Source organism: Labrys okinawensis (assembly GCF_002982075.1).
GTDB classification, from domain to species: Bacteria; Pseudomonadota; Alphaproteobacteria; order Rhizobiales; family Labraceae; genus Labrys; species Labrys okinawensis_A.
In genome coordinates this window covers 94,716-114,784 of sequence record NZ_PUEJ01000012.1, presented here as the reverse complement: position 1 = coordinate 114,784, position 20,069 = coordinate 94,716, and the positions used below count along the sequence as shown (strand labels likewise).

The 20,069-nt window shown below is 63.5% G+C and carries 22 protein-coding genes; 18 read left to right on the top strand and 4 right to left on the bottom strand.

Going from position 1 to position 20,069, the window contains the following annotated elements; translation table 11 throughout:
• Positions 1–26 precede the first annotated feature (26 nt).
• On the top strand, positions 27–1,622 hold the full coding sequence (locus tag C5L14_RS26035; protein ID WP_105864973.1) for a glucan biosynthesis protein: 1,596 nt from the start codon (positions 27–29) through the stop codon (positions 1,620–1,622).
• Here the strand turns inward: C5L14_RS26035 and C5L14_RS30485 are convergent.
• Positions 1,607–1,762, bottom strand: coding sequence for a hypothetical protein (locus tag C5L14_RS30485; protein ID WP_181161334.1), 156 nt, complete (start codon positions 1,760–1,762; stop codon positions 1,607–1,609). The two genes, C5L14_RS26035 and C5L14_RS30485, sit on opposite strands and share 16 nt — an antisense overlap.
• Between C5L14_RS30485 and C5L14_RS26030 the strand changes: the two genes are divergently transcribed.
• The 5 genes from C5L14_RS26030 to C5L14_RS26010 all read left to right on the top strand — a co-directional run bounded on the left by C5L14_RS26030 (position 1,761) and on the right by C5L14_RS26010 (position 5,796).
• Positions 1,761–2,414, top strand: a complete 654-nt coding sequence (locus C5L14_RS26030) for an alpha/beta hydrolase (protein WP_105864972.1) — start codon at positions 1,761–1,763, stop codon at positions 2,412–2,414. The two genes, C5L14_RS30485 and C5L14_RS26030, sit on opposite strands and share 2 nt — an antisense overlap.
• Positions 2,415–2,547: 133 nt before the next feature.
• The gene (purE, locus tag C5L14_RS26025) at positions 2,548–3,072 is read left to right on the top strand and encodes a 5-(carboxyamino)imidazole ribonucleotide mutase (RefSeq protein WP_105864971.1); all 525 of its coding nucleotides are present in this window, start codon (positions 2,548–2,550) and stop codon (positions 3,070–3,072) included.
• A complete protein-coding gene (locus tag C5L14_RS26020; protein ID WP_105864970.1) occupies positions 3,069–4,163 on the top strand; it encodes a 5-(carboxyamino)imidazole ribonucleotide synthase in 1,095 nt (364 codons plus the stop codon). Before purE ends, C5L14_RS26020 begins: the two co-directional genes overlap by 4 nt.
• Before the next feature lie 136 nt (positions 4,164–4,299).
• Complete coding sequence (gene rpsU, locus C5L14_RS26015) at positions 4,300–4,533, top strand: 30S ribosomal protein S21 (protein ID WP_068285423.1); 234 nt, start codon at positions 4,300–4,302, stop codon at positions 4,531–4,533.
• 393 nt (positions 4,534–4,926) lie between these two features.
• The gene (locus C5L14_RS26010; protein WP_105864969.1) at positions 4,927–5,796 is read left to right on the top strand and encodes a tetratricopeptide repeat protein; all 870 of its coding nucleotides are present in this window, start codon (positions 4,927–4,929) and stop codon (positions 5,794–5,796) included.
• A gap of 214 nt (positions 5,797–6,010) precedes the next feature.
• Here C5L14_RS26010 and C5L14_RS26005 read toward each other — a convergent pair whose 3' ends face one another.
• Positions 6,011–7,468, bottom strand: a complete 1,458-nt coding sequence (locus C5L14_RS26005) for a hypothetical protein (protein WP_105864968.1) — start codon at positions 7,466–7,468, stop codon at positions 6,011–6,013.
• A gap of 311 nt (positions 7,469–7,779) precedes the next feature.
• On the opposite strand from C5L14_RS26005, the gene C5L14_RS26000 reads away from it, so the two are divergent.
• The 3 genes from C5L14_RS26000 (at position 7,780) to C5L14_RS25990 (ending at position 10,323) form a co-directional block, all read left to right on the top strand.
• Positions 7,780–8,835 (top strand): CobW family GTP-binding protein, encoded by a 1,056-nt coding sequence (locus tag C5L14_RS26000; protein ID WP_105864967.1) that lies wholly within the window; start codon positions 7,780–7,782, stop codon positions 8,833–8,835.
• Between the two features lie 212 nt (positions 8,836–9,047).
• A complete protein-coding gene (locus C5L14_RS25995) occupies positions 9,048–10,058 on the top strand; it encodes a WD40 repeat domain-containing protein (protein WP_428832661.1) in 1,011 nt (336 codons plus the stop codon).
• Positions 10,059–10,062: 4 nt separating this feature from the next.
• Entirely contained in the window at positions 10,063–10,323 is a 261-nt protein-coding gene (locus C5L14_RS25990) for a hypothetical protein (RefSeq protein ID WP_105864965.1), read from the top strand.
• Between the two features lie 59 nt (positions 10,324–10,382).
• Here the strand turns inward: C5L14_RS25990 and C5L14_RS25985 are convergent, their stop codons facing one another.
• Positions 10,383–10,769: a RidA family protein gene (locus C5L14_RS25985; RefSeq protein WP_105864964.1), complete on the bottom strand. Its 387-nt coding sequence runs from the start codon at positions 10,767–10,769 to the stop codon at positions 10,383–10,385.
• A gap of 153 nt (positions 10,770–10,922) precedes the next feature.
• Between C5L14_RS25985 and C5L14_RS25980 the strand changes: the two genes are divergently transcribed.
• From C5L14_RS25980 to C5L14_RS25945, 8 genes are all read left to right on the top strand, one after another.
• A complete protein-coding gene (locus C5L14_RS25980) occupies positions 10,923–11,939 on the top strand; it encodes an ABC transporter substrate-binding protein (protein ID WP_105864963.1) in 1,017 nt (338 codons plus the stop codon).
• A gap of 124 nt (positions 11,940–12,063) precedes the next feature.
• Complete coding sequence (locus C5L14_RS25975; protein ID WP_245443594.1) at positions 12,064–12,858, top strand: ABC transporter ATP-binding protein; 795 nt, start codon at positions 12,064–12,066, stop codon at positions 12,856–12,858.
• A gap of 50 nt (positions 12,859–12,908) precedes the next feature.
• The gene (locus tag C5L14_RS25970; protein WP_105865047.1) at positions 12,909–13,748 is read left to right on the top strand and encodes an ABC transporter permease; all 840 of its coding nucleotides are present in this window, start codon (positions 12,909–12,911) and stop codon (positions 13,746–13,748) included.
• 2 nt (positions 13,749–13,750) lie between these two features.
• Positions 13,751–15,088 carry a cytosine deaminase gene (locus C5L14_RS25965; protein ID WP_245443593.1) on the top strand — a complete coding sequence of 446 codons (1,338 nt, stop codon included), beginning with the start codon at positions 13,751–13,753 and terminating at the stop codon, positions 15,086–15,088.
• A 60-nt stretch (positions 15,089–15,148) separates the two neighbouring features.
• Complete coding sequence (locus C5L14_RS25960; protein ID WP_105864960.1) at positions 15,149–16,558, top strand: FAD-binding oxidoreductase; 1,410 nt, start codon at positions 15,149–15,151, stop codon at positions 16,556–16,558.
• A 2-nt stretch (positions 16,559–16,560) separates the two neighbouring features.
• Positions 16,561–16,869, top strand: a complete 309-nt coding sequence (locus C5L14_RS25955) for a cupin domain-containing protein (protein ID WP_105864959.1) — start codon at positions 16,561–16,563, stop codon at positions 16,867–16,869.
• Positions 16,869–17,450 carry an NAD(P)H-dependent oxidoreductase gene (locus tag C5L14_RS25950; protein ID WP_105864958.1) on the top strand — a complete coding sequence of 194 codons (582 nt, stop codon included), beginning with the start codon at positions 16,869–16,871 and terminating at the stop codon, positions 17,448–17,450. The genes C5L14_RS25955 and C5L14_RS25950 overlap by 1 nt, the downstream gene beginning before the upstream one ends.
• A gap of 125 nt (positions 17,451–17,575) precedes the next feature.
• Complete coding sequence (locus C5L14_RS25945; RefSeq protein WP_105864957.1) at positions 17,576–18,061, top strand: MarR family winged helix-turn-helix transcriptional regulator; 486 nt, start codon at positions 17,576–17,578, stop codon at positions 18,059–18,061.
• A 59-nt stretch (positions 18,062–18,120) separates the two neighbouring features.
• Here C5L14_RS25945 and C5L14_RS25940 read toward each other — a convergent pair whose 3' ends face one another.
• On the bottom strand, positions 18,121–18,741 hold the full coding sequence (locus tag C5L14_RS25940; protein WP_105864956.1) for a glucose-6-phosphate isomerase: 621 nt from the start codon (positions 18,739–18,741) through the stop codon (positions 18,121–18,123).
• Positions 18,742–19,013: 272 nt separating this feature from the next.
• On the opposite strand from C5L14_RS25940, the gene C5L14_RS25935 reads away from it, so the two are divergent.
• Positions 19,014–19,982, top strand: coding sequence for a substrate-binding domain-containing protein (locus C5L14_RS25935; RefSeq protein WP_105864955.1), 969 nt, complete (start codon positions 19,014–19,016; stop codon positions 19,980–19,982).
• Positions 19,983–20,069: the final 87 nt, after the last annotated feature.

Sequence of the window (20,069 nt, the reverse complement as noted above, 5' to 3'; positions counted from 1 at the left end):
GCGCAGTAGAAGTTAGGAACTTTTTGATGAACGACGCTTTCGACCGGCGGCTTTTCCTCAAGGGAGCCGTAAGTCTCTCGACCCTGATGGCACTGGGCCTTCCCACCGCAGCATTTGCCGATGAAGGCGTGCTGACCTTCGGTCCGCCTGCGCCCTTTTCCTTCGAGGGCCTGATCGAACGCGCCAAGAAGCTGGCGACCGAGGCCTATGTTCCGACCGAAAAGCCGGCGCCGGACATCACCTCCAAGCTGACCTATGAAGAGCTCGGCAAGATCAAGTTCAAGACCGAGGACGCCCTGTGGGCCAACGGCCCGGCGCCCTTCCCGGTCACCTTCTTCCATCTCGGCACCTTCTTCCAGAAGAAGGTCACCATCAACGTGGTCGAAGGCAAGAACGCCAGCGAGATCATCTACCGCAAGGCCTCCTTCGACATGCCGCCGGACAGCCCGGCACAGGCCATGCCCGACGGTGTCGGTTTTGCCGGTTTCCGTTTCCAGGAGCCGCGCAACGGGCCGGTCGACTGGAAGAAGAATGACTGGGTCGCCTTTCTCGGCGCCTCCTATTTCCGCGCCATCGGCGAGCTCTACCAATATGGCCTGTCGGCCCGCGGCCTCGCCGTCAATGCGGCTGACCCCAACCCGCCCCACCAGGAAGAATTCCCCGATTTCAAGGAGTTCTGGCTGGAAGCCGTCCCCGGCTCCGCCGACCAGGTCAAGGTCTATGCCCTCCTGGACGGCCCTTCCGTCGCCGGCGCCTTCTCCTTCCTGATGACTCGTGCCAAGGCCGTACTGATGGATATCGAGGCGCAGGTCTTCACCCGCAACGACATCAACCGCTTCGGCCTGACGCCGCTGACCTCGATGTACTGGTTCTCCGAGACGGCCAAGCAGACCGCGATCGACTGGCGTCCGGAAGTGCACGATTCCGACGGCCTGGCGATGTGGACGGGCGGCGGCGAGCATATCTGGCGCCCACTCAACAACGTGCCGGCCACCACGACTTCGACCTTCACCGACGCCAACCCGCGCGGCTTCGGCCTCCTGCAGCGCGACCGGCTGTTCGACCACTATCTCGACGGCGTCAAATATGATCTGCGCCCCTCGCTTTGGGTGGAGCCGCTGGCGCCGTTCGGCGAAGGCACCGTCCAGCTCATCGAGATCCCCACCAATGACGAGATCCACGACAATGTCGTGGCGATGTGGGTGCCGAAGGATCCCGTCAAGGCCGGCCAGCAATTCACGCTGAAATATCGCCTGCATTGGGCCGCGGACGAGCCCTTCCCGACCAATCTCGCCCGCGTGGTGGCGACGAGGCTGGGCAATGGCGGCCACCCAGGCACGCAGCGGCCGGTGGGTCTGCGCAAATTCGTGATCGAGTTCCTGGGCGACCCGCTCAAGGACCTTCCCTATGGCGTCAAGCCTGAGCCGATCATCACCACCTCGCGCGGCGAATTGTCCTACATCTTCACCGAAGCGGTACCCGACGGCATCAACGGCCATTGGCGCGCCCAGTTCGACCTGCACGCCACCGGACCGGAGCCGGTGGAAATGCGCTGCTATCTCAAGCTCGGCGACAAGGTGCTGAGCGAAACGTGGCTCTATCAGTATCATCCGTTCGCATAGCGCCGGATGGTCTGAGACATCACGTTCCGGCGATCCGGGGGTACTGCGCCCCGGAAATCCACGGCGGAAATGACGAGATCCTGCCGCGCCCGCCACAGGGCCCGGCGCCAAGGCTCCGCCTTGGGGGAGAACAAGGACATGGCCACCTTTATCCTGATACCCGGAGGCTGGCAGGGCGGCTGGGTCTACCAGAGGGTGGCGGAGATCCTGATCGCGCACGGGCACAAGGCGGTGCCGGTCACGCTTTCGGGCCTCGGCGATGTTCCCGCCCCCACGGCCAATCTCGAGACTCACATCGGCGAGGTCGTTCATGCCGTGGGGTCTCTCGGGGACGATCTCGTCCTTGTCGGGCAATCCTATGGCGGCATGCTCGTGAGCGGCGCGGCTGATGCTGCGCCATCGCAGATCCGGGCATTGGTCTATGTAGACGCTTATGTGCCGGATACCGGCGACTCCGTCTTGTCGCTGACGACGCCGCGTTTTCGGGATCTCTTCATCGCTGGCGCGAAGGCTGACGGGCTGACCTGCGCACCGCCCGCCTCTATGGATCCCCGCTGCAGGCCGCATCCGATCGGAACGTTTCTCCAGTCCATCAGTCTCGGCGGGCGTTGGCGTGAGGTGCCGCGCAAGACCTTCATCGGCGCATTTGGATGGGAAGGCAGCCCGTTCCTCGACCTCCACCGGCGCCTCAGCAGCGAGCCGGAATGGTCGACCTTTGCTTTCGATTGCGGACACAATGTCGCGCGGCTGAAGCCCGAGGCGCTCGCTGAAATCTTGCTGGCCCAGGTTTGAGCACCAGGGACCGCGATCCGCCCGTTCGCGGCCTCTGCATAAAATGCGCCGTGCGGTGAAGCGCAGAACGATGCGCTGCCTTCCCAAAGCCGGCGTCTTGCTCTAGACACCCCTTTTACCGAAGGGAGTCCCGATGCCATCCAGCACTACGGCTGGGCAGGCCGTACCTGTCGCCATCATCATGGGAAGTCAGTCCGATTGGGCCACGATGCGCCATGCAGCGCAGACCCTGGATACGCTCGGCATCGGTTATGAAGCTCGCATCGTCTCGGCTCACCGCACGCCGGACCGCCTCTACGACTTTGCCAAATCGGCCAAGGCGCAGGGCTTCAAGCTGATCATCGCCGGCGCTGGCGGCGCGGCCCATCTGCCTGGCATGGCCGCGGCGCTCACGCCCCTGCCCGTCTTCGGCGTTCCTGTCGAATCCAAGGCGCTTTCGGGCGTCGACAGCCTGCATTCCATCGTGCAGATGCCGGCCGGCATACCCGTCGGCACCCTGGCGATCGGCCGGGCCGGCGCCGTCAATGCCGCCTTGCTCGCCGCTGCGGTGCTCGCCCTCGGCGATGAGGCCTTGGCGACGCGGCTCGAACGCTGGCGCGCCGCCCAGACGGCTGCGGTCGCCGATCATCCCGTTTCCGACGACACGGTGAAGGCATGAGCCAAGGACTGCACACGCCGCGCGTTGCGCCGGGCGGAACGCTCGGCATTCTAGGCGGCGGCCAGCTCGGCCGCATGCTGGCCCTGGCAGCTGGCCAGCTCGGCATACGCTGCCATATCTATTGCCCCGATGATACCAGCCCGGCCTTCCAGGTCGCCGACCGCTTCACCTGCGCGGCCTATGAGGACGAAGCGGCGCTTGCGGTGTTCGCGCAGAGCGTGGACGCCATCACCTACGAGTTCGAGAACATCCCTGCCGCGACGGCAGCCATCCTCTCCGCGGCCCGGCCCGTCCTCCCTGCGGTGCGGGCGCTGGAAACCACCGCGGACCGCCTGACGGAAAAGAGCTTCGTGCGCTCGCTCGGCATCGGTACCGCCGAATTCCGGGCCGTCGACAGCCATGCCGACCTTGCCTCCGCGGTTGCAGCCCTGGGCCGGCCCAGCGTGCTCAAGACCCGGCGCTTCGGCTATGACGGCAAGGGCCAGACCATCATCCGGCCCGGCGGCGACCTGTCGGAGGCGCTGGCGCGCATGGGCGGCCAGCCCGCCATCCTGGAAGCCTTCGTTCCCTTCGAGGCGGAAGTGTCGGTCATCGCCGTCCGCGCCGACGACGGGACCGTTCGTACCTATGACCTCACCGAGAATTTGCACCACGATCATATTCTCGACCAGTCGATCGTGCCTTCGCACTTTTCATCCCTGGTCGAGGTCGAGGCCCGCGACATCGCCGCCCGGATCATCGCCGCGCTTGACTATGTCGGCGTGCTCGCTGTCGAGATGTTCGTGACATCGGACCGCCAGGTCCTGGTCAACGAGATCGCTCCGCGCGTGCACAATTCCGGACACTGGACGCAGAACGCCTGCCTGGTCAGCCAGTTCGAGAATCATGTGCGCGCCGTCTGCGGCTGGCCGCTCGGCTCCACCGAGCGCCATTCCGACGCCGTGATGACCAATCTGATCGGCGACAGCGTGCATTCCTGGCAGGGGCTGGCCGCCGAGCCGAATGCCTCGGTGCATCTCTACGGCAAGCGCGAGGCGCGTCCCGGCCGGAAAATGGGCCATGTCACACGCATCAGCCCGAGATCTCGCTAATCCATGCTAATCAATATGGACAGCGGCCATCCCTTCTGTTATGACGCCGCTTCCAAATTCGGCGGTGCCTTGGCACCGGGGTTTCCTGTTGCCAAGCCGCCGCAGCGATTCACACCAGGATAATAGGACAGCACGCGTGCAGGTTCTCGTTCGCGATAACAATGTTGATCAGGCGCTGAAGGCGCTCAAGAAGAAGATGCAGCGTGAAGGCATCTTCCGTGAGATGAAGCTGCGCGGCCACTACGAGAAGCCGTCCGAGAAGCGCGCCCGCGAGGCTGCCGAAGCCGTTCGCCGCGCCCGCAAGCTGGCTCGCAAGAAGCTGCAGCGCGAAGGCCTGATTCCCGCAACGCCCCGCGTTGTGAAGAAGTAAGTCGGATTTTCCGACCAAACGACTGGTTGGGACGAACGCCCGGGCAATTTGGCCGGGCGTTTGTGTTTGTGCTGCCGCTTGACGGGAATCTCCGGGAATCGCCAGGACGCGTTCGAACAAGAGGGTGGAGCCGGTCGTCAACCGGCAGGATGGGCGGAAAGGTTTTACTTTCCGGCAAGGTTAATCCGGCAGATTGCTCCCCGTATCGCTTTTTCCACTCTGCCCGGACCATCATGGCTCAGTTTCCGTCTTGCCCCCACCGCGCCTGGCCGCAAGGCCGAGCACAGGCATTGCGGGCGCCGGGATGGGGCCGGTAGGATTGGGCAGCAGTTGGATCACGGCCAGATTTGCGGCCTCCTTGTAAAATCGTCTCGATGGACCCGGACCGACAAGATGACACTTTCCACGACAATCACGGCAGAACCCCCACCCAGAAGCTCCATTTCCCGTATCGCCGCCCTCCTGATGCTGGGCGTTGCGGGCTTCGGCCTGGTCGGCTGCGCCTCCACCGGCGGCGGTGGCGATGACGGCGATGCCAGCAGCCGGCAGGTCTCCTCGGCCGATATCGGTTCGCTTTCCTCGGTAATCGAAAAGAACCCCAACGATCCCGAAGCCTGGAACATGCGCGGTTCGGCCTATGCGCGTTCCAACCAGTACGGACCGGCCATCTCCGACTTCAACCGCGCGCTGCAGATCGATCCGAACTTCGTGCAGGCGCTCGCCAACCGCGCTCTGGTCTACCGCAAGACCGGTCAGACCGGCCAGGCCCTTGCCGACTACAATCAGGTGATCACCAACGATCCCAACTATGCGCCCGCCTATGTCGGCCGCGGCAACATCTACCGCCTGCAGGGCCAGACCCAGCAGGCCATGGCCGACTACGACAAGGCCATCAAGATCAAGCCCGAAACGGCGGAGGCCTATTACAATCGCGGCCTGATCCGTCAGGCCGGAGGCAATCACGAGGTGGCGATCGACGACTTCACCTCGGCGATTTCCAACGATCCGCGCGCGGAGGCCCCCTATTATTCTCGTGGCAGTTCCTATCTGCAGTTGCAGAAATACAAGGAGGCGCTGTCCGACTTCGACCAGGCCCTGCAGATCAACAACCGCAACGCCGCCTCCTGGGCCGGCCGCGGCTATGCCCAGGCCGGCTTGAACGACACCCAGAAGGCGCGCGAAAGCTTCCAGCGCGCCCTGGCGATCGATTCGAGCAATGCCGCGGCCAAGAGCGGCCTCAGCCGCCTCGGCGGCGGCGCCTGAGCGCGGACGCGGACTTAAACCGCGTCGAATGGGACACAGCGATCCTTCCCCGGCTTCGGGGAAGGTGTCGTTTTGCGGAAATGGTGGAATGAGAGAGCGGCGCTGCTTGGGACCGTCGGGAATTTCGTGTCCGGGCAGGCGTTTGACCTATGCGGCCCTGACTTTGATGAGGCGCCCGTCGAATTGCCGGTAGATGGCATGACGACGGCGGGTCTTAGACAATCGCCATTCGATGCAGCTTTATACCCAGGCGACGTTCGTCCGAATTGATGCCCTGTTGCCCGGGGCTGAGCGCGGCATCGATGCCGATCGAAATTTCCAGCGTCGAACCAATCGGAGCCGGCGGCAGGGCAATCTGCAATTCGCGTCTTTCAGCGGTTGCCAAGATGATTTTTTCCGTGAACCCGGCGGGGTGAGAAGAAATAGTCAGCTCCTGTTGGCGGTTCGCATCTGGTGCGAACGCGCTGAGTGTCAGAACCAGTGTCGATGCCATCCCGTCATTGCAGGCGGGCATCTGAAGAACGGCCAATGTGCCGTCGCTCCGGACGCCGTCCGGCTCCGTTCCACTCCAGCCGAACACGCAGTAGGGTTGGATATTCGTCGTTGTTTCGCCGCGTGAAAGCGGCGAAGGGAGAATGGCCGTCGCAGGTCGCGGAAGCCCCCAACTCGCCCCGAAAAGACGACGCAACGGGGAAGCTGGGGAAGCACGACTTGGCATCTGGACTGCCTGATCGAGCAGTTCCCCCCAGAAGGAAGCGCTCGAAGCCCGGCCATCGATGCGCTGAAACGGGCCAATCACGCCGGGCTCGACAAACTCCACATCGGGGCTGATCAGCCGGACGCCTGGCTTGTCGAAATACAGGGCTTCCGTCGCCACACTCGATGAAAGAGTGACGACAGCTCCAACCCACGGAGCTGCCATCAAGGCGTAGATGTTGTCGCGCGTGAAGCGGCTTTTGGGCAAGGCGCGATGAAGCATGGCAAGATCGGGATTTCCAGGCGCGTAGGGATGCGGCTTCAGCAGAATTTGGCGCCCGGCCGCGATCTCGTTCACTTGATCGACAAAAGGTGCTGCGCCTTGAATGCGGCTCCCTGCAATCAGGCTGCTGTCATCAGGGACCTGCCCTGCGAACACGATTGCCTCTGGCTGGACGGGCAGCGGCTGCATTCGGGCCTTGAGTCCTGCTGCGCCGGCAACGACCTGTTCGGGGGAAGCGGATCGTTCGGCAAGCAGGGCCTGGAGCGCGGAATCGTTGCTGCGCATGCGCAGGAACAAATCCGCACAGAAGCGAATGGGATCGATCGAGATATCGATCAGTCTTTGTCCGTGGGCATTGAGCGCGCGGATGAGATTGGGGGGCATCTCGAATCCCAGCACCAGATCAAATGCCCGAAGCCGCTCAAGCATCGGCATGATGAGGTTGACCACGTCTGGATGGGAAAAGACATGCGCCCATCCGCTCTTGTCCGGCGGCCAACCATGGCGTGCTGCGAGTTCCTCGAGCAGGGAAGGTTCGCCATTCGGCAGGATGGAGACACGCTCGACCTCGACTCGAAGCGGTCTCAAAATCTGGAGGAATCTATTGTAGAACCAGTGACCAATGACAGGATCCGCTTCGGGCATGCCGAGCACGCTGGAGCGAAAGACATCGTGGATGGTGGCTACTCTCATCGGTTCACATCGGTTGAATCGAGGGATGCACTATGGCCTGGATCTGCACGGGACATCTGCAGTCTGTCGACCGATACAGTATAGTCACGCCCGCTCCGCGGTTCCCAGAGCACAAGATGGCAAGCGGCTCCCAGAGCCAGGGAAAGACAACCGCACTCCATCTTCCGAGCGGCAGGAAGAATCACACTTTGGGGCTTACATCCCACGGCATCGATCCAATATAAGGCTGAGCGAATGCGGCCGGGACGAATGCGCCCCCGGCTGCACGCCTATCCGTTTTTCAAGAGCGCGCCCGCGCTCCGGAGATTGCCATGGCCGATACGATTGCTTCGCAGGATAAGACCTCCGACAAAATTCCCGTCACCGTTCTCACCGGCTATCTCGGCGCCGGCAAGACCACGCTGCTGAACCGCATCCTGACCGAACCGCACGGCCAGCGCTTCGCCGTCATCGTCAACGAGTTCGGCGAGATCGGCATCGACAACGACCTCATCGTCGATGCCGACGAAGAAGTCTTCGAAATGAACAATGGCTGCGTGTGCTGCACCGTGCGCGGCGACCTCATCCGCATCATCGATGGCCTCCTCAAGCGCAAGGGCAAGTTCGACGCCATCCTGGTGGAGACCACGGGCCTGGCCGATCCGGCCCCGGTGGCGCAGACCTTCTTCGTCGACCAGGATGTCGCCGAGAAGACCCGCCTCGACGCCGTGGTCACCGTGGCCGACGCCAAATGGCTGAAAGATCGCCTTAAGGACGCCCCCGAGGCCAAGAACCAGATCGCCTTCGCCGACGTGATCGTGCTGAACAAGACCGACCTCGTCACCGCACCCGAACTGCATGAGGTCGAGATGCGCATCCGCGCGCTCAACCCCTATGCCAAGCTCCACAAGGCGACGCGCTCCAATGTGGCGATCGCAGACGTGCTCGGCCGCAATGCCTTCGATCTCGACCGCATCCTCGACCTCGAGCCGGCCTTTCTCGAAGTCGACGAGCACGACCATGATCATGATCACGACCATCATCATGGCCATGATCATCACCACGATCACGGCCTGAAGCACTATCACGACGAGACCATGCAGTCCCTGTCGCTGAAGATCGACGGCGATGTCGACCCGGCCAAGTTCATGCCCTGGATCGACCGCATCGCTCAAAGCGAGGGACCGAATCTCCTGCGCTGGAAAGGTATTCTCGCCTTTAAGGACGAGCCGCGCCGCTTCGTGCTGCAGGGCGTGCACATGATCGTGGACGGCGACCTCCAGCGCGAATGGAGACCCGACGAGAAGCGCGAGTCTCGCCTGGTGTTCATCGGGCACCATCTCAACCGGGACGAACTCGAAAAGGGTTTCCGCGCCTGCGCAGCGTAGGGAGGAGATTGCACCCCTCATCCGGCTTCCGCCACCTTCTCCCGCACGGAGAGAAGGGATTTCAATGGGATGTGTCGAGCCGAATCAAACTCCTTCTCCCCTTGCGGGTGTCGTCAACTCACTTGAGTTGACTAGAGGTCCCGGCAGGGGGATGAGGGGTGAATCGCCGCGCAACCCCAGAACATCCCCGCCTCTTGTCTATGAGCCCCGCCTTGAACACCACTTCCTTCCCCTCTTTGTCCGAAAGCGTCACCCCGATCGAGGCTGGCAGCCATGTGCTGGCCTGCCATTGGCTGGGCCGCACGCCGGTCTTCGCTTTGGCCGATGGCACGGTGCTCAGGGCGGAGATCGGCGAAGAAAAGCGCGATGCCCTGTTCGGTGATGCGGGCCTGCTCGCCGTCACCGCCAACGCCAGCACGCTCGTCGCCGGCGGCGACGATGGGCGTATCATGGCCCTCTCCGCCAATGGCGAGATCAGCCAGATCGGCGAGGCTGGCAACAAATGGATCGACGCGGTGGCGGTCTCGGCGGGCGGCGCGACAGCCTGGTCGGCCGGCAAGGCCGTCTATGCCCGTGACGAAAAGGGCAATGTGAAGCAGTGGACGGCGCCTTCCAGCGTGCGGGGCCTGGCCTTCATGCCCAAGGGCTACCGCCTCGCCATCGCCCATTACAACGGCGTGTCGGCCTGGTTCCCCAATTCGAGCGCCGCGCCCGAATTCTATGAATGGAAGGGCAGCCACCTCGACATCACGATTTCGCCCGACAACCGCTTCATCGTCACGTCCATGCAGGAAAACACCCTCCATGGCTGGACGGTCGCCGAAAAGAAGCACATGCGCATGTCGGGCTACCCTTCCAAGACGCGCTCCTTCTCCTGGTCGCATGATGGCAATTGGCTGGCGACCTCGGGTGCCGATGCCGGCATCGTCTGGCCCTTCCAGAGCAAGGACGGCCCGATGGGCAAGGCGCCGCGCGAATGCGGCATTCGCCACGCCAAGGTTACGCGGGTCGCCTTCCATCCCAAGGCACTGGTGCTGGCGCTCGGTTACGAGGATGGCTGCGTGCTGCTCTGCCGGCTGACCGACGCCTCCGAGATCCTGGTCCGCCGCGCGGTGCCGGGCTCGGGCATCACGGCGCTGGCCTGGGACAAGAACGGCGCCCAGCTTGCTCTCGGCGCCGAGGATGGCGCCGCCGGCATCCTCACCTTGCCCGGAGCCGCCTGAGGCGATGTTCGGCCTGTTCCGCAAATCCAGCCAGGCCGAGCGCGACAGGGCCGCCGCCATCAAGCAGATGGTTCGGGAGATCCTCGCACTCGGCGAGGAGACCACCATCTCCGTCAGCGAAATCCAGTGCGGCGACGCCGCCTGCCCGGGGACCGAAACGGTGATCCTGGTGATGCAGCCAGGCGTCAAGACCAGGGCCTACAAGGTGCTGGCGCCGCTGTTGGAAGTCGAGCGCGCCGAGGTCGAACAGGCGCTGGCCGGGTAGCGCTTGAGGTCCGTGGAACTACAGGTGCCAGGGCAGGATATCCGCTGGGAGCGCCGCGCTCATGCCTTTGCCGCCACCACCTCCACCTCGACCTTGAACGCCTCCCGTGTGAAGCCGGAGACGATCATCAGGGTGGAGGCCGGCGGCGGATCGGCGACCACAGCGTCGCGGGCCTTCATGTAGCCGGCCATATGTTCGCGGCCGGTGACATAGGCATTGATCCTGACGATGTCAGCGAGCCCCATGCCGGCTTCCGCCAGGATGGCTTCGATGGCCTTGAAGATCAGCCTGGCCTGCGCCTCGGCGCCCTCCGGGATAGTCTCGTCCGGGCCGATGCCGAGCTGGCCGGAACAAAAGACCAGGCGGGCGCCGGCCGGCACCTCCATGGCGTGGCTGTAGCGGGCGAAGGGCGCGCGCAGCGCGGGCGGCGTGATGGCGCGAAGCATGGCGGGAAGGATCTCTTCGAAAATCTCGTCGGCGCAAAATTAATCGTGATTACGACTTGTGCAAGTATGAATTGGCGCTAACAATCGGGCCTCGGCGTTACGGCCTTTCAATACCGGCGCCTCGCAAGACGAACCCGAACTGAGGCGACAGGAATGAACAGCATGCTCAAGACCGCCGTGCTTGCAGCGACGGCAGTGGTTTTTGCCGGCTTGAACGGCGCCTATGCCGAGGACCTCGTGAAGGTTCGCTTCGGCACCAACTGGCTGGCCCAGGGTGAGCATGGCGGCTACTACCAGGCGGTGGCGGACGGCACCTATAAGAAGTTCGGCCTCGACGTCGAAATCGTGCAGGGCGGCCCCACCGCCAACAACGCCACAGCTCTGGTCGCCGGCAAGAACGATTTCTACATGGGCGGCAATCTGGTCGAGGTCTTTTCCGCCGCCAAGGAGGGCATTCCCCTCGTCGCGGTGGCGGCCACCTTCCAGAAGGACCCGCAGATCCTGATGACGCATCCCGGCGTCGGCCTCGACAGCTGGGAAGATCTGAAGAAGGCTAAAACCATCTTCATCGGCCCCGATTTCCAGGCCACCGGCTATGCCTGGATGAAGGCGGCCTTCGGCTTCACCGACGAGGTCGTCAAGCCCTACGACTTCAACCCCGGCCCCTTCATCGCCGACAAGGGTTCGGTCCAGCAGGGCTATGTGGCGTCCGAGCCGCTCCAGGTGGAAAAAGGCGGCGGCTTCAAGCCCAATGTCTTCCTGATCGCCGACCAGGGCTGGAACACCTATTCGACCCTGATCGTCACCCGCCAGGACATCATCGACAGCAAGCCCGACGTGGTGCAGAAATTCGTCGATGCCTCGGCGATCGGCTGGGCCACCTATCTCTATGGCGACAACAAGCTCGGCAATGCGGCGATCCAGAAGGACAATCCCGACATGACCGACGAGAACCTCGCCTTCGCCGTCAAGCAGATGAAGGCCTATGGCATCGTCATGTCGGGTGACGCCGAGAAGAGCGGCATCGGCGCCATGACCGACGAGCACATGAAGTCCTTCTTCGACAAGATGGTCGCGGTCGGCCTCTACAAGCCCGATTTCGATTTCAAGAAGGCCTACACGCTGAAATTCGTGAACAAGAATGTCGGCTCCGACCTGATCAAGAAGTGAGTATTGTGGACTGTATCTCATCGGCCGGGTGGAAGCGCTCTGTTTTGCTGGGGCAGCGCTACCTTTACTGTGAAAATCCGTCTCGCGAGGGCGACCCACCGATCGGATATGCCGGAGGCCCGTCTTGAACCCTCCTGCCCGCCCGACCGTCGTCTCGCTGCGCGACGTGGGCAAGACGTTCTCCTCGGGCACCACCGCGCTCCAGCATCTCGATCTCGACATCCGCCAGGGTGAGATCCTCTCTCTGCTGGGGCCGTCGGGCTGCGGCAAGTCGACGGCCCTGCGCATCATCGCCGGGCTTGGCGAGGCCTCCAGCGGCAATGTGGCCTGGGCGGGTGGCGGCATGGATCACTCCCGCGACGTCGGCTTCGTCTTCCAGGAACCGACGCTGATGCCCTGGGCCAGCGTGTTCGACAATGTCTGGCTGCCCTCACGGCTCAAGGGCGTGTCGCGAAAGGCTGCCCGCGATGCGGTGATGCAGGCCCTCGACAGCGTCGGCCTCACCGCCTTCGCGCAGGCCTATCCGCGCGAGCTCTCCGGCGGCATGCGCATGCGCGTCTCCATCGCCCGGGCCATGGTGACCCGCCCACGGCTCCTCCTCATGGACGAACCTTTCGCCGCGCTCGACGAGATCACCCGCCAGAAGCTCAACGACGACCTGATGCGCCTGCAGGCCGAACTCGGCTGGACGGTGGTGTTCGTCACCCATTCGGTGTTCGAAAGCGTCTATATTTCCGACCGCATCGTGGTGATGGCAGCCCGGCCGGGACGTGCTTTCGCCGAACTCATCATCGATGCCGAACGCCCGCGTGGCGCAGCCTTCCGCACCACGCCTGTTTATGTCGATTATTGTCGCCAGGCCTCCGCCGCGCTGACCTCGGCCATCGGCAGGGCCGCCGAGACCGTCGACGGACATTGATCGCCAAGAATTTGGATCGCAAAGGTTGGATCGAGAGGACCGGGAACAGGATGAGCGCGATCAGTTCGGCGGACGATGCCGTCACCCCTTCCGCACCATCCCGCCAGGGCCCGCCGGCCCTGCTGAAATGGCTGTTGCCGTTCGCCTTTCTGGTGGTTGTGCTGGGACTTTGGGAATATTGCGTCGCCGCCGGCCTCACGCCGATGAAGGTCGTACCGGCCCCCAGCGAAATCTGGGCCGCCTTCTTCCGTGAATGGGAAACACTGGGGCCGGCCTGGCTCTTCACCCTGGAAGTGACCTTGAAAGGCTTCGTGCTCGCCGTGGCGGGCGGAGTTTGCCTGGCCATCCTGTTCTCGCTGTCGCGGCTGGTCGAATATACGCTCTACCCCTATGCCATCATCCTGCAGGTCACGCCGGTCCTGGCCCTGGCGCCGCTGTTGCTGGTGATCTTCTCGCAGGCCACCGTGCTCCTGATCTGCGTGTGGCTCGTCGCCTTCTTCCCGGTGCTGGCCAACACGCTGATCGGCCTGCGCTCGACCGACCATAACCTGCTCAATCTGTTCGAGCTCTACCGCGCGTCGTCCTGGCAGAAGCTGTGGCTGCTGCGGCTGCGCGGCGCGCTGCCTTACTTCCTCGGCGGCGTACGCATTGCCGGCGGCCTGTCGCTGATCGGCGCCGTGGTATCGGAGCTCGCCACCGGCGCGGGCGGCGCCCGCGGCGGGCTTGGTTATATCATCTATCTCGCGCCGCGCTATTTTGCCTATCCGCGGGCCTATGCCGCGCTGGTGCTGCTATCGCTGAGCGGCATCGCCATCTTCCTCGCCCTGTCCTATCTGTCGCATCTCCTGCTGCACAAATGGCACGAGAGCGCGCTGAAGCGGGAAAACTGACCGTGTCCAGATCCGTCCAGACTGCCGCCAAGATCCCACCCGCTGGCCGCTGGGCGGTCGAGGCCAGCGTGCCGGCCTGCCTGGTGCCACAGAGGCTCGCCGGCATCGACCAGGACGGCCTGGCGCGCATATCCCTGACCGTCGCCGACGGACGCATCGAGGCGATCGAGGCCGTGACGGGCTCCTCCGATGCGCTCAGCACCGGCATGGTCTTTCCGAGCTTCGTGGAACTGCACACCCATCTCGACAAGGGCCATATCTGGCCGCGCCGCCGCAATCCCGACGGCACCTTCTTCGGCGCGCTCGACAATGTCACCCTGGACCGCGAGGCCCATTGGTCGGCCGCTGACGTCGCCGCCCGCATGGATTTCTCGCTGCGTTGCGCCTATGCGCATGGCACGTCCGCCATCCGCACCCATCTCGATTCGATCGGCAAGCAGATCGGCATCTCCTGGCCTGTCTTTGCCGAGATGCGCGAGAAATGGGCCGGCAGCATCGAGTTGCAGGCGGTGGCGCTGTTCTCCATCGAGCATGTGGCGGATCGTGCGCATATGTCCGAGATCGCCGCTGCCCTGCGCACGCATGACGGCATTCTGGGCGGCGTCACCTATATGGTGCCCGAACTCGACCAAGGCCTGGATACGCTGTTCCGTGTGGCCGCCGACAATGGCTTCGACCTCGATTTCCACGTCGACGAGACCCAGGACCCCACCGCCCGCTCCCTGCATCACATCGCCGAGGCGGTCTTGCGCCATCGTTTCGCCGGCCGGGTCACGGTCGGCCATTGCTGTTCCCTTGCCCGTCAGGAAGAAGACGAGATCAAGGCGACCATCGAGAAGGTGGCCGAGGCCGGCATCGCCGTGGTCTCCCTGCCGATGTGCAATCTCTATCTGCAGGACCGCGTTTCCGGCCGCACGCCCCGCTCGCGCGGGGTGACGCTGCTGCATGAATTGAAGGCCGCCGGCGTTGATGTCGCCGTCTCCTCGGACAATACCCGCGACCCCTTCTATGCCTATGGCGATCTCGATGCTCTCGAGGTCTTCCGCGAGGCTGTCAGGGTGGCCCATCTCGACCACCCCTTCGGCGACTGGCCCAAGGCGATTACGGCGACGCCGGCCTCGGTGATGGGCATCGATGCCGGCCGGCTGCGCGTCGGAGGGCCAGCCGATTTCGTGCTGTTCAAGGCCAGGAACTGGACGGAGCTGCTGTCCCGGCCTCAGGCAGACCGCATCGTGGTGCGCAATGGCCGGGCCATCGATACCACTTTGCCCGATTATGAAGAGCTGGATGCGCTGCTGGGGGGCGGGTCTTCAGACCTGCCTGCTTCCAACCACCCCTGATCGCTCGAATCGGCGGGTCTGAAGACCCGCCCCCCGAAAATCTCCGCCAGGTTCGATCGCATGACCGATATCGCCGCCCTCAAGGCCCGCCTGCCTGACATTCGCATCGAGGATCACCCGACCCTGGTCAGGCAGAAGAGCCGTGACTTCTTCTGGTATTCGCCGGTGCTCAAGCGCGAGCTCGACCACGTCACCGGCGATTGCGTCGTCTTCGTCAAATCCACGGACGATGTCGTCGCCACGCTCGCCGCCTGCTATGCGCTCGACATCCCGGTCACGCCCCGCGGCACCGGCACGGGCAATTACGGCCAGGCCATGCCGCTGTCGCGCGGGGCCGTGCTCGACCTGTCCTTCATGGACAAGATCGTCTCGATCGAACCGGGCGTGCTGGTCGCCGAGGCCGGCGCGGTGATGGCCGAGATCGACAAGCAGACTCAGGCTGATTCCGGCCAGGAATTGCGGCTGCACCCCTCGACGGCCAAAACCGCAACCATCGGCGGTTTCGTCGCCGGCGGCTCCGGCGGCGTCGGCTCGATCACCTGGGGCGGGCTGCGCGACTGGGGCAACGTCACCCGTCTCAAGGTGGTGACGATGGAGGCCAGCCCGCGCATCCTCGACCTCACCGGCGAGGATCTGCACAAGGTCAGCCATGCCTACGGCACCAATGGCATCATCACCGAAGTCGAGATGCCGCTGACCACGGCCTTCAAATGGATCGACGTGATCGTCGGCTTCGATACGCTCGCCGAGGCGGCTGCCTTCGCCAACGAGACGGGCGAGGCCGACGGCATCCTCAAGAAGCAGCTCGCCGTGGTCGCCGCGCCGGCCGCGCATGACTACTTCAACCGGCACCGGCGCTGGATCCCGCGCGACAAGCACGTGGTCTGCGCCATGATCGCCCCCCAGAACTACGATGCCTTCCTCACCATCACCCGCCGCCGAAGGGGCGCCCAGCTGCTGTTCTCGACGTCCGATATGAGCGAGGCGGACCGCAAGGGCCTGCCCGACATCTACGAACTCGGCTGGAACCACACCACGCTGCGCGCCCTCAAGATCGACCCCGCCATCACCTATCTGCAGACGCTCTATCCCTTCCCCAACCAGCTCGAACTCGTCTCCAAGATCCATGCCGTCTTCGGAGACGAGGTGGTGGCCCATCTCGAATTCGTGCGTTTCGACGGCAAGATCACCTGCTTCGGCCTGCCGCTCGTCAAGTTCACCACCGAGGCGCGGCTCGAGGAGATCATCCGCATCCATGAGGACATGGGTGCGCCGGTGTTCAATCCGCACCGCTATACGCTCGAGGAAGGCGGCATGAAGCAGACCGACGAGGCGCAGCTCGCCTTCAAGCGCGAGGCTGATCCCAAGGGCCTGCTCAATCCCGGCAAGATGATCGCCTGGGACGATCCCGATTATGATTATTCTTCGAACCGGACCTATCTGTTCCGGGGCATGCAAATGGAGGTCTGAGTATGTGTGGCGCTCATAATCAGGATGACACCAATCTGGCGACCGGAACGTTGCAGGTCGATGACGAGCGGGTGCGAATCACCCGCTACGATTTCCAGCCCGGCCAGGAAACGGGCTGGCACCGGCATGAATATCCCTATGCCGTGGTGCCGCTGGTCGACGGCACGCTGCGCATCGTCGACGCCCAAGGCGAAAAGCTGGTGCCGCTTTCCGCCGGCATATCCTATTCGCGCCCGGCTGGCGTCGAGCACAACGTCTTCAACGGCGGTCAGGCCCACATGGCCTTTGTCGAGGTCGAGATGAAGGGCTGATGCGGGTTCTCGTCCTCTTCTCGCATCCCTGCGAGGAATCCTTCGGCGCGGCGCTGCATGGCTGCGCCGTGGAGGCCTTGCGCAAGTCTGGTCACGAGGTCGATGATTGCGATCTCTATGCCGAAGGGTTTCAGCCCGTGCTCACGGCCGCCGAGCGGCGCACCTATCACGACACGGCGAAAAACCGTGACGGCGTGGCTGGCTATGTCGAGCGCCTGCAGCGCGCCGAGGTGCTGGTGATCGTCACGCCGATCTGGAACTATGGCTTTCCGGCCATCCTCAAGGGCTTCTTCGACCGGGTCTTCCTGCCCGGCGTGTCCTTCACTCTGGTCGACGGCAAGGTCCAGGGCAATTTGCACAACATCACCAAGGTCGTGGCGGTAACCACCTATGGCGGTTCGCATCTCAAGGCGTTCCTGATGAGCGATCCGCCGCGCCGCGTGGTTACGCGCATGCTGCGGGCGGCGGTGAAGCCCTTCGCGCGCTTTCACTATCTGGCCCATTACTCGATGAACCTGTCGACGGATCGTTCGCGCGCCGCCTTCCTGGCCAAGGTGGAGCGGACGCTGGCCAAGCTTTAAGAACTGCACCGGATAAGAAGTTTCTACCGGATTTCAGCGAAAAGCTTACGAAATCCTCGACATTTTCTATCAGAAACTGTATCTGAAGCCGGCTACAGCAAATCATCAGCCGGCGGATCATTGCCATGCGACATCCGGCCTCCAAGACACTTGGTTATCAGTTGATCCACGTGGCCCGGCTGCATCGGGCCCGCACCGCCAAGCTCCTCGAAGGACTCGGCCTGTTTCCGGGCCAGGAACAGGTGCTCGAAGCCCTGGCCGGGCGGGACGCCCTGTCGATGAGCGAATTGGCGGAGATTCTTCGCGTCAGGCCGCCCACCGCCTCCAAGACGATCGCGCGCCTGTCGGCCGCCGGCCTGATCGAGCGCAAGGCGACCGATGGCGACGGACGCGTCGTGCGCGTCGGCCTGAGCGCGGACGGCAAGGAAAAGGCCGCCGCCATCGCCGCCTTGGCCCTCGACATCGAGGCGGAAGCCACCAGCCATCTCGACAACAAGGACCGCAAGCGCCTGCGCAAGCTGCTCAAGCGGGTCGAGAAAGGCTTCAAGCACGCGCTCGGCGGCGAGATCGACGCCGATGACGACGACGAGGGCGATACCGACGAGGCTTGAAGGGAAGTTTGTGGCGCGACAAGCCTTCTCCCCTTGCGGGAGAAGGCTTAGGGCGCTCCTCACCTCGCCATAATACTGTCGACCAATTCCTTCGCACGGAAGCGGTAACCGGCATTGTCGACGGCCGTCCAGCCGCCCTTGCCGTCATCGACGATGCGGCTGCGCATGCCGCCGGCCTTGGCGATGATGTCGTAGTCCTGCCCCGAATCGGCGGGATAGGCGAAGGTCATCACCAGATCCGTCGAACCGACATTGACCGAGCGGTGGATCCAGTAGGGCGGCACATAGCACAGGCTGCGCGGCCCGATCTCGACGGTGCGGATCTCCCCGGCTGGCGATTCCAGCAGCATGATGCCGTGCCCGCTCTCACCGTAATACATCTCCGGACGGTTGGGATTGGCGTGGATATGGCCGCGCGTGAGGAAATATTCCCGCCCCACCTTGCCGGGAATCATGCGGGTGACCCCGATGATCATGTCGCCCGCGTCCGCCGAGGGTTTGTAGTCCGTGACCTCATAGACGACCTTGTCGCCGAGTTCGGCGAGGACGGCCTGATAGGCAGCCTCGTCTTCATAGAGGCCGGCAAGATCACCCATCGTCTTGGTGTAGCGGTTGGTCGCCCCCCGCAATTCCCCCTTCTCGACATCGACGACGCACAGACCTGGCTCGCGCATGGACATATCAACCAACCTTTCTTTTGACAGCGGCAATCTGGGAAGCTCGCCATTTTGTAGCATCACTACATTTTTATCGGCACCTCGACAACCCCGACCGCATTATCTTAACTCATTTTGAGCTAATTTCCGCAATATTGCGTTGCAATATTTCACGTATGTGATTTTATTTCAATTTTTTAAAAATTGGTTCGCTTGACCCCTGTCAAAAAATGTACTTATGCTACAGAACAGGGCCGGAAAAAATGCCCTGACAGACGACGTGGAGGAGAGAGCCGATGAAGAAGACCCTTTTGGGCGGCAGCCTGGCCGCAGCACTGCTGGCCGGCACGATGGGCATGGCGAGCGCCGCCGACTGCAAGATCGGCGTGGCGATGTACACGCTGAGCGCCCCCTATTTCGCCGCCCAGCAGGCCGCCGCCATCGACCAGGGCAAGAAGGCGGGTTGCGAGGTCACCACCTCCGACGGCCAGAACGACATGGGCAAGCAGATTTCCGACGTCGAGGACATGGTCGCCAAGGGCGTCAACCTCCTGATCCTCAACCCGCGTGATCCGGAAGGCCTCGTCGGCGCCGCCAATGCCGCCACCGCGGCCGGCGTGAAGGTGGTGGTGATGGATTCCTCGATCAACACCAAGGCCAACATCGTCACCCAGGTGCGCTCCTCCAACGACCAGAACGGCTTCCTGGTCGGCCAGTGGCTGGCCAAGAAGATGCAGGGCAAGCCCGTCAAGATCATCCTGCTCTCGGGCTCTCAGGGCAACGAAGTCGGCCGTGATCGCCGCCTCGGCGTGTTCCGCGGTTTGGTCGAGGGCCAGCTCGTCAATGATGGCAAGGCCAGCTTCGAAGTGCTCGGCCAGGGCTGGGGCAATTGGGCGACGGAGGATGGCCTCAAGGCCGCCGAGGACCTGCTGCAGGCCCATCCCGACGTCACCGTGCTGCTGGCCGAGAACGATTCGATGGCTCTGGGCGGCATGAAGGCGCTGCAGGCTGCCGGCAAGAATGACGTGCTGGTCCTCGCTGCCGCCGACGGCCAGAAGGAAGCGCTCGCCCTCATCAAGGAAGGCAAATATGGCGCGACCGGCCTCAACGATCCCGATCTGGTGGCCCGCACGGCGGTCGACATCGGCCTGAAGGCCCTCAAGGGCGAACTCGGCGCCGACACGCCCAAGCTTCAGCTCACCACCCCCGCGGTGATCACCCAGGAGAACGTCGACAAGTTCTACAAGAAGGACGCGGTGTTCTAAGTAGCGACTTCGACACGAGATTTGCCTTCTCCCCTTGCGGGAGAAGGTCCCGGCAGGGGGATGAGGGGTGAAGCACAGACTCGGCAA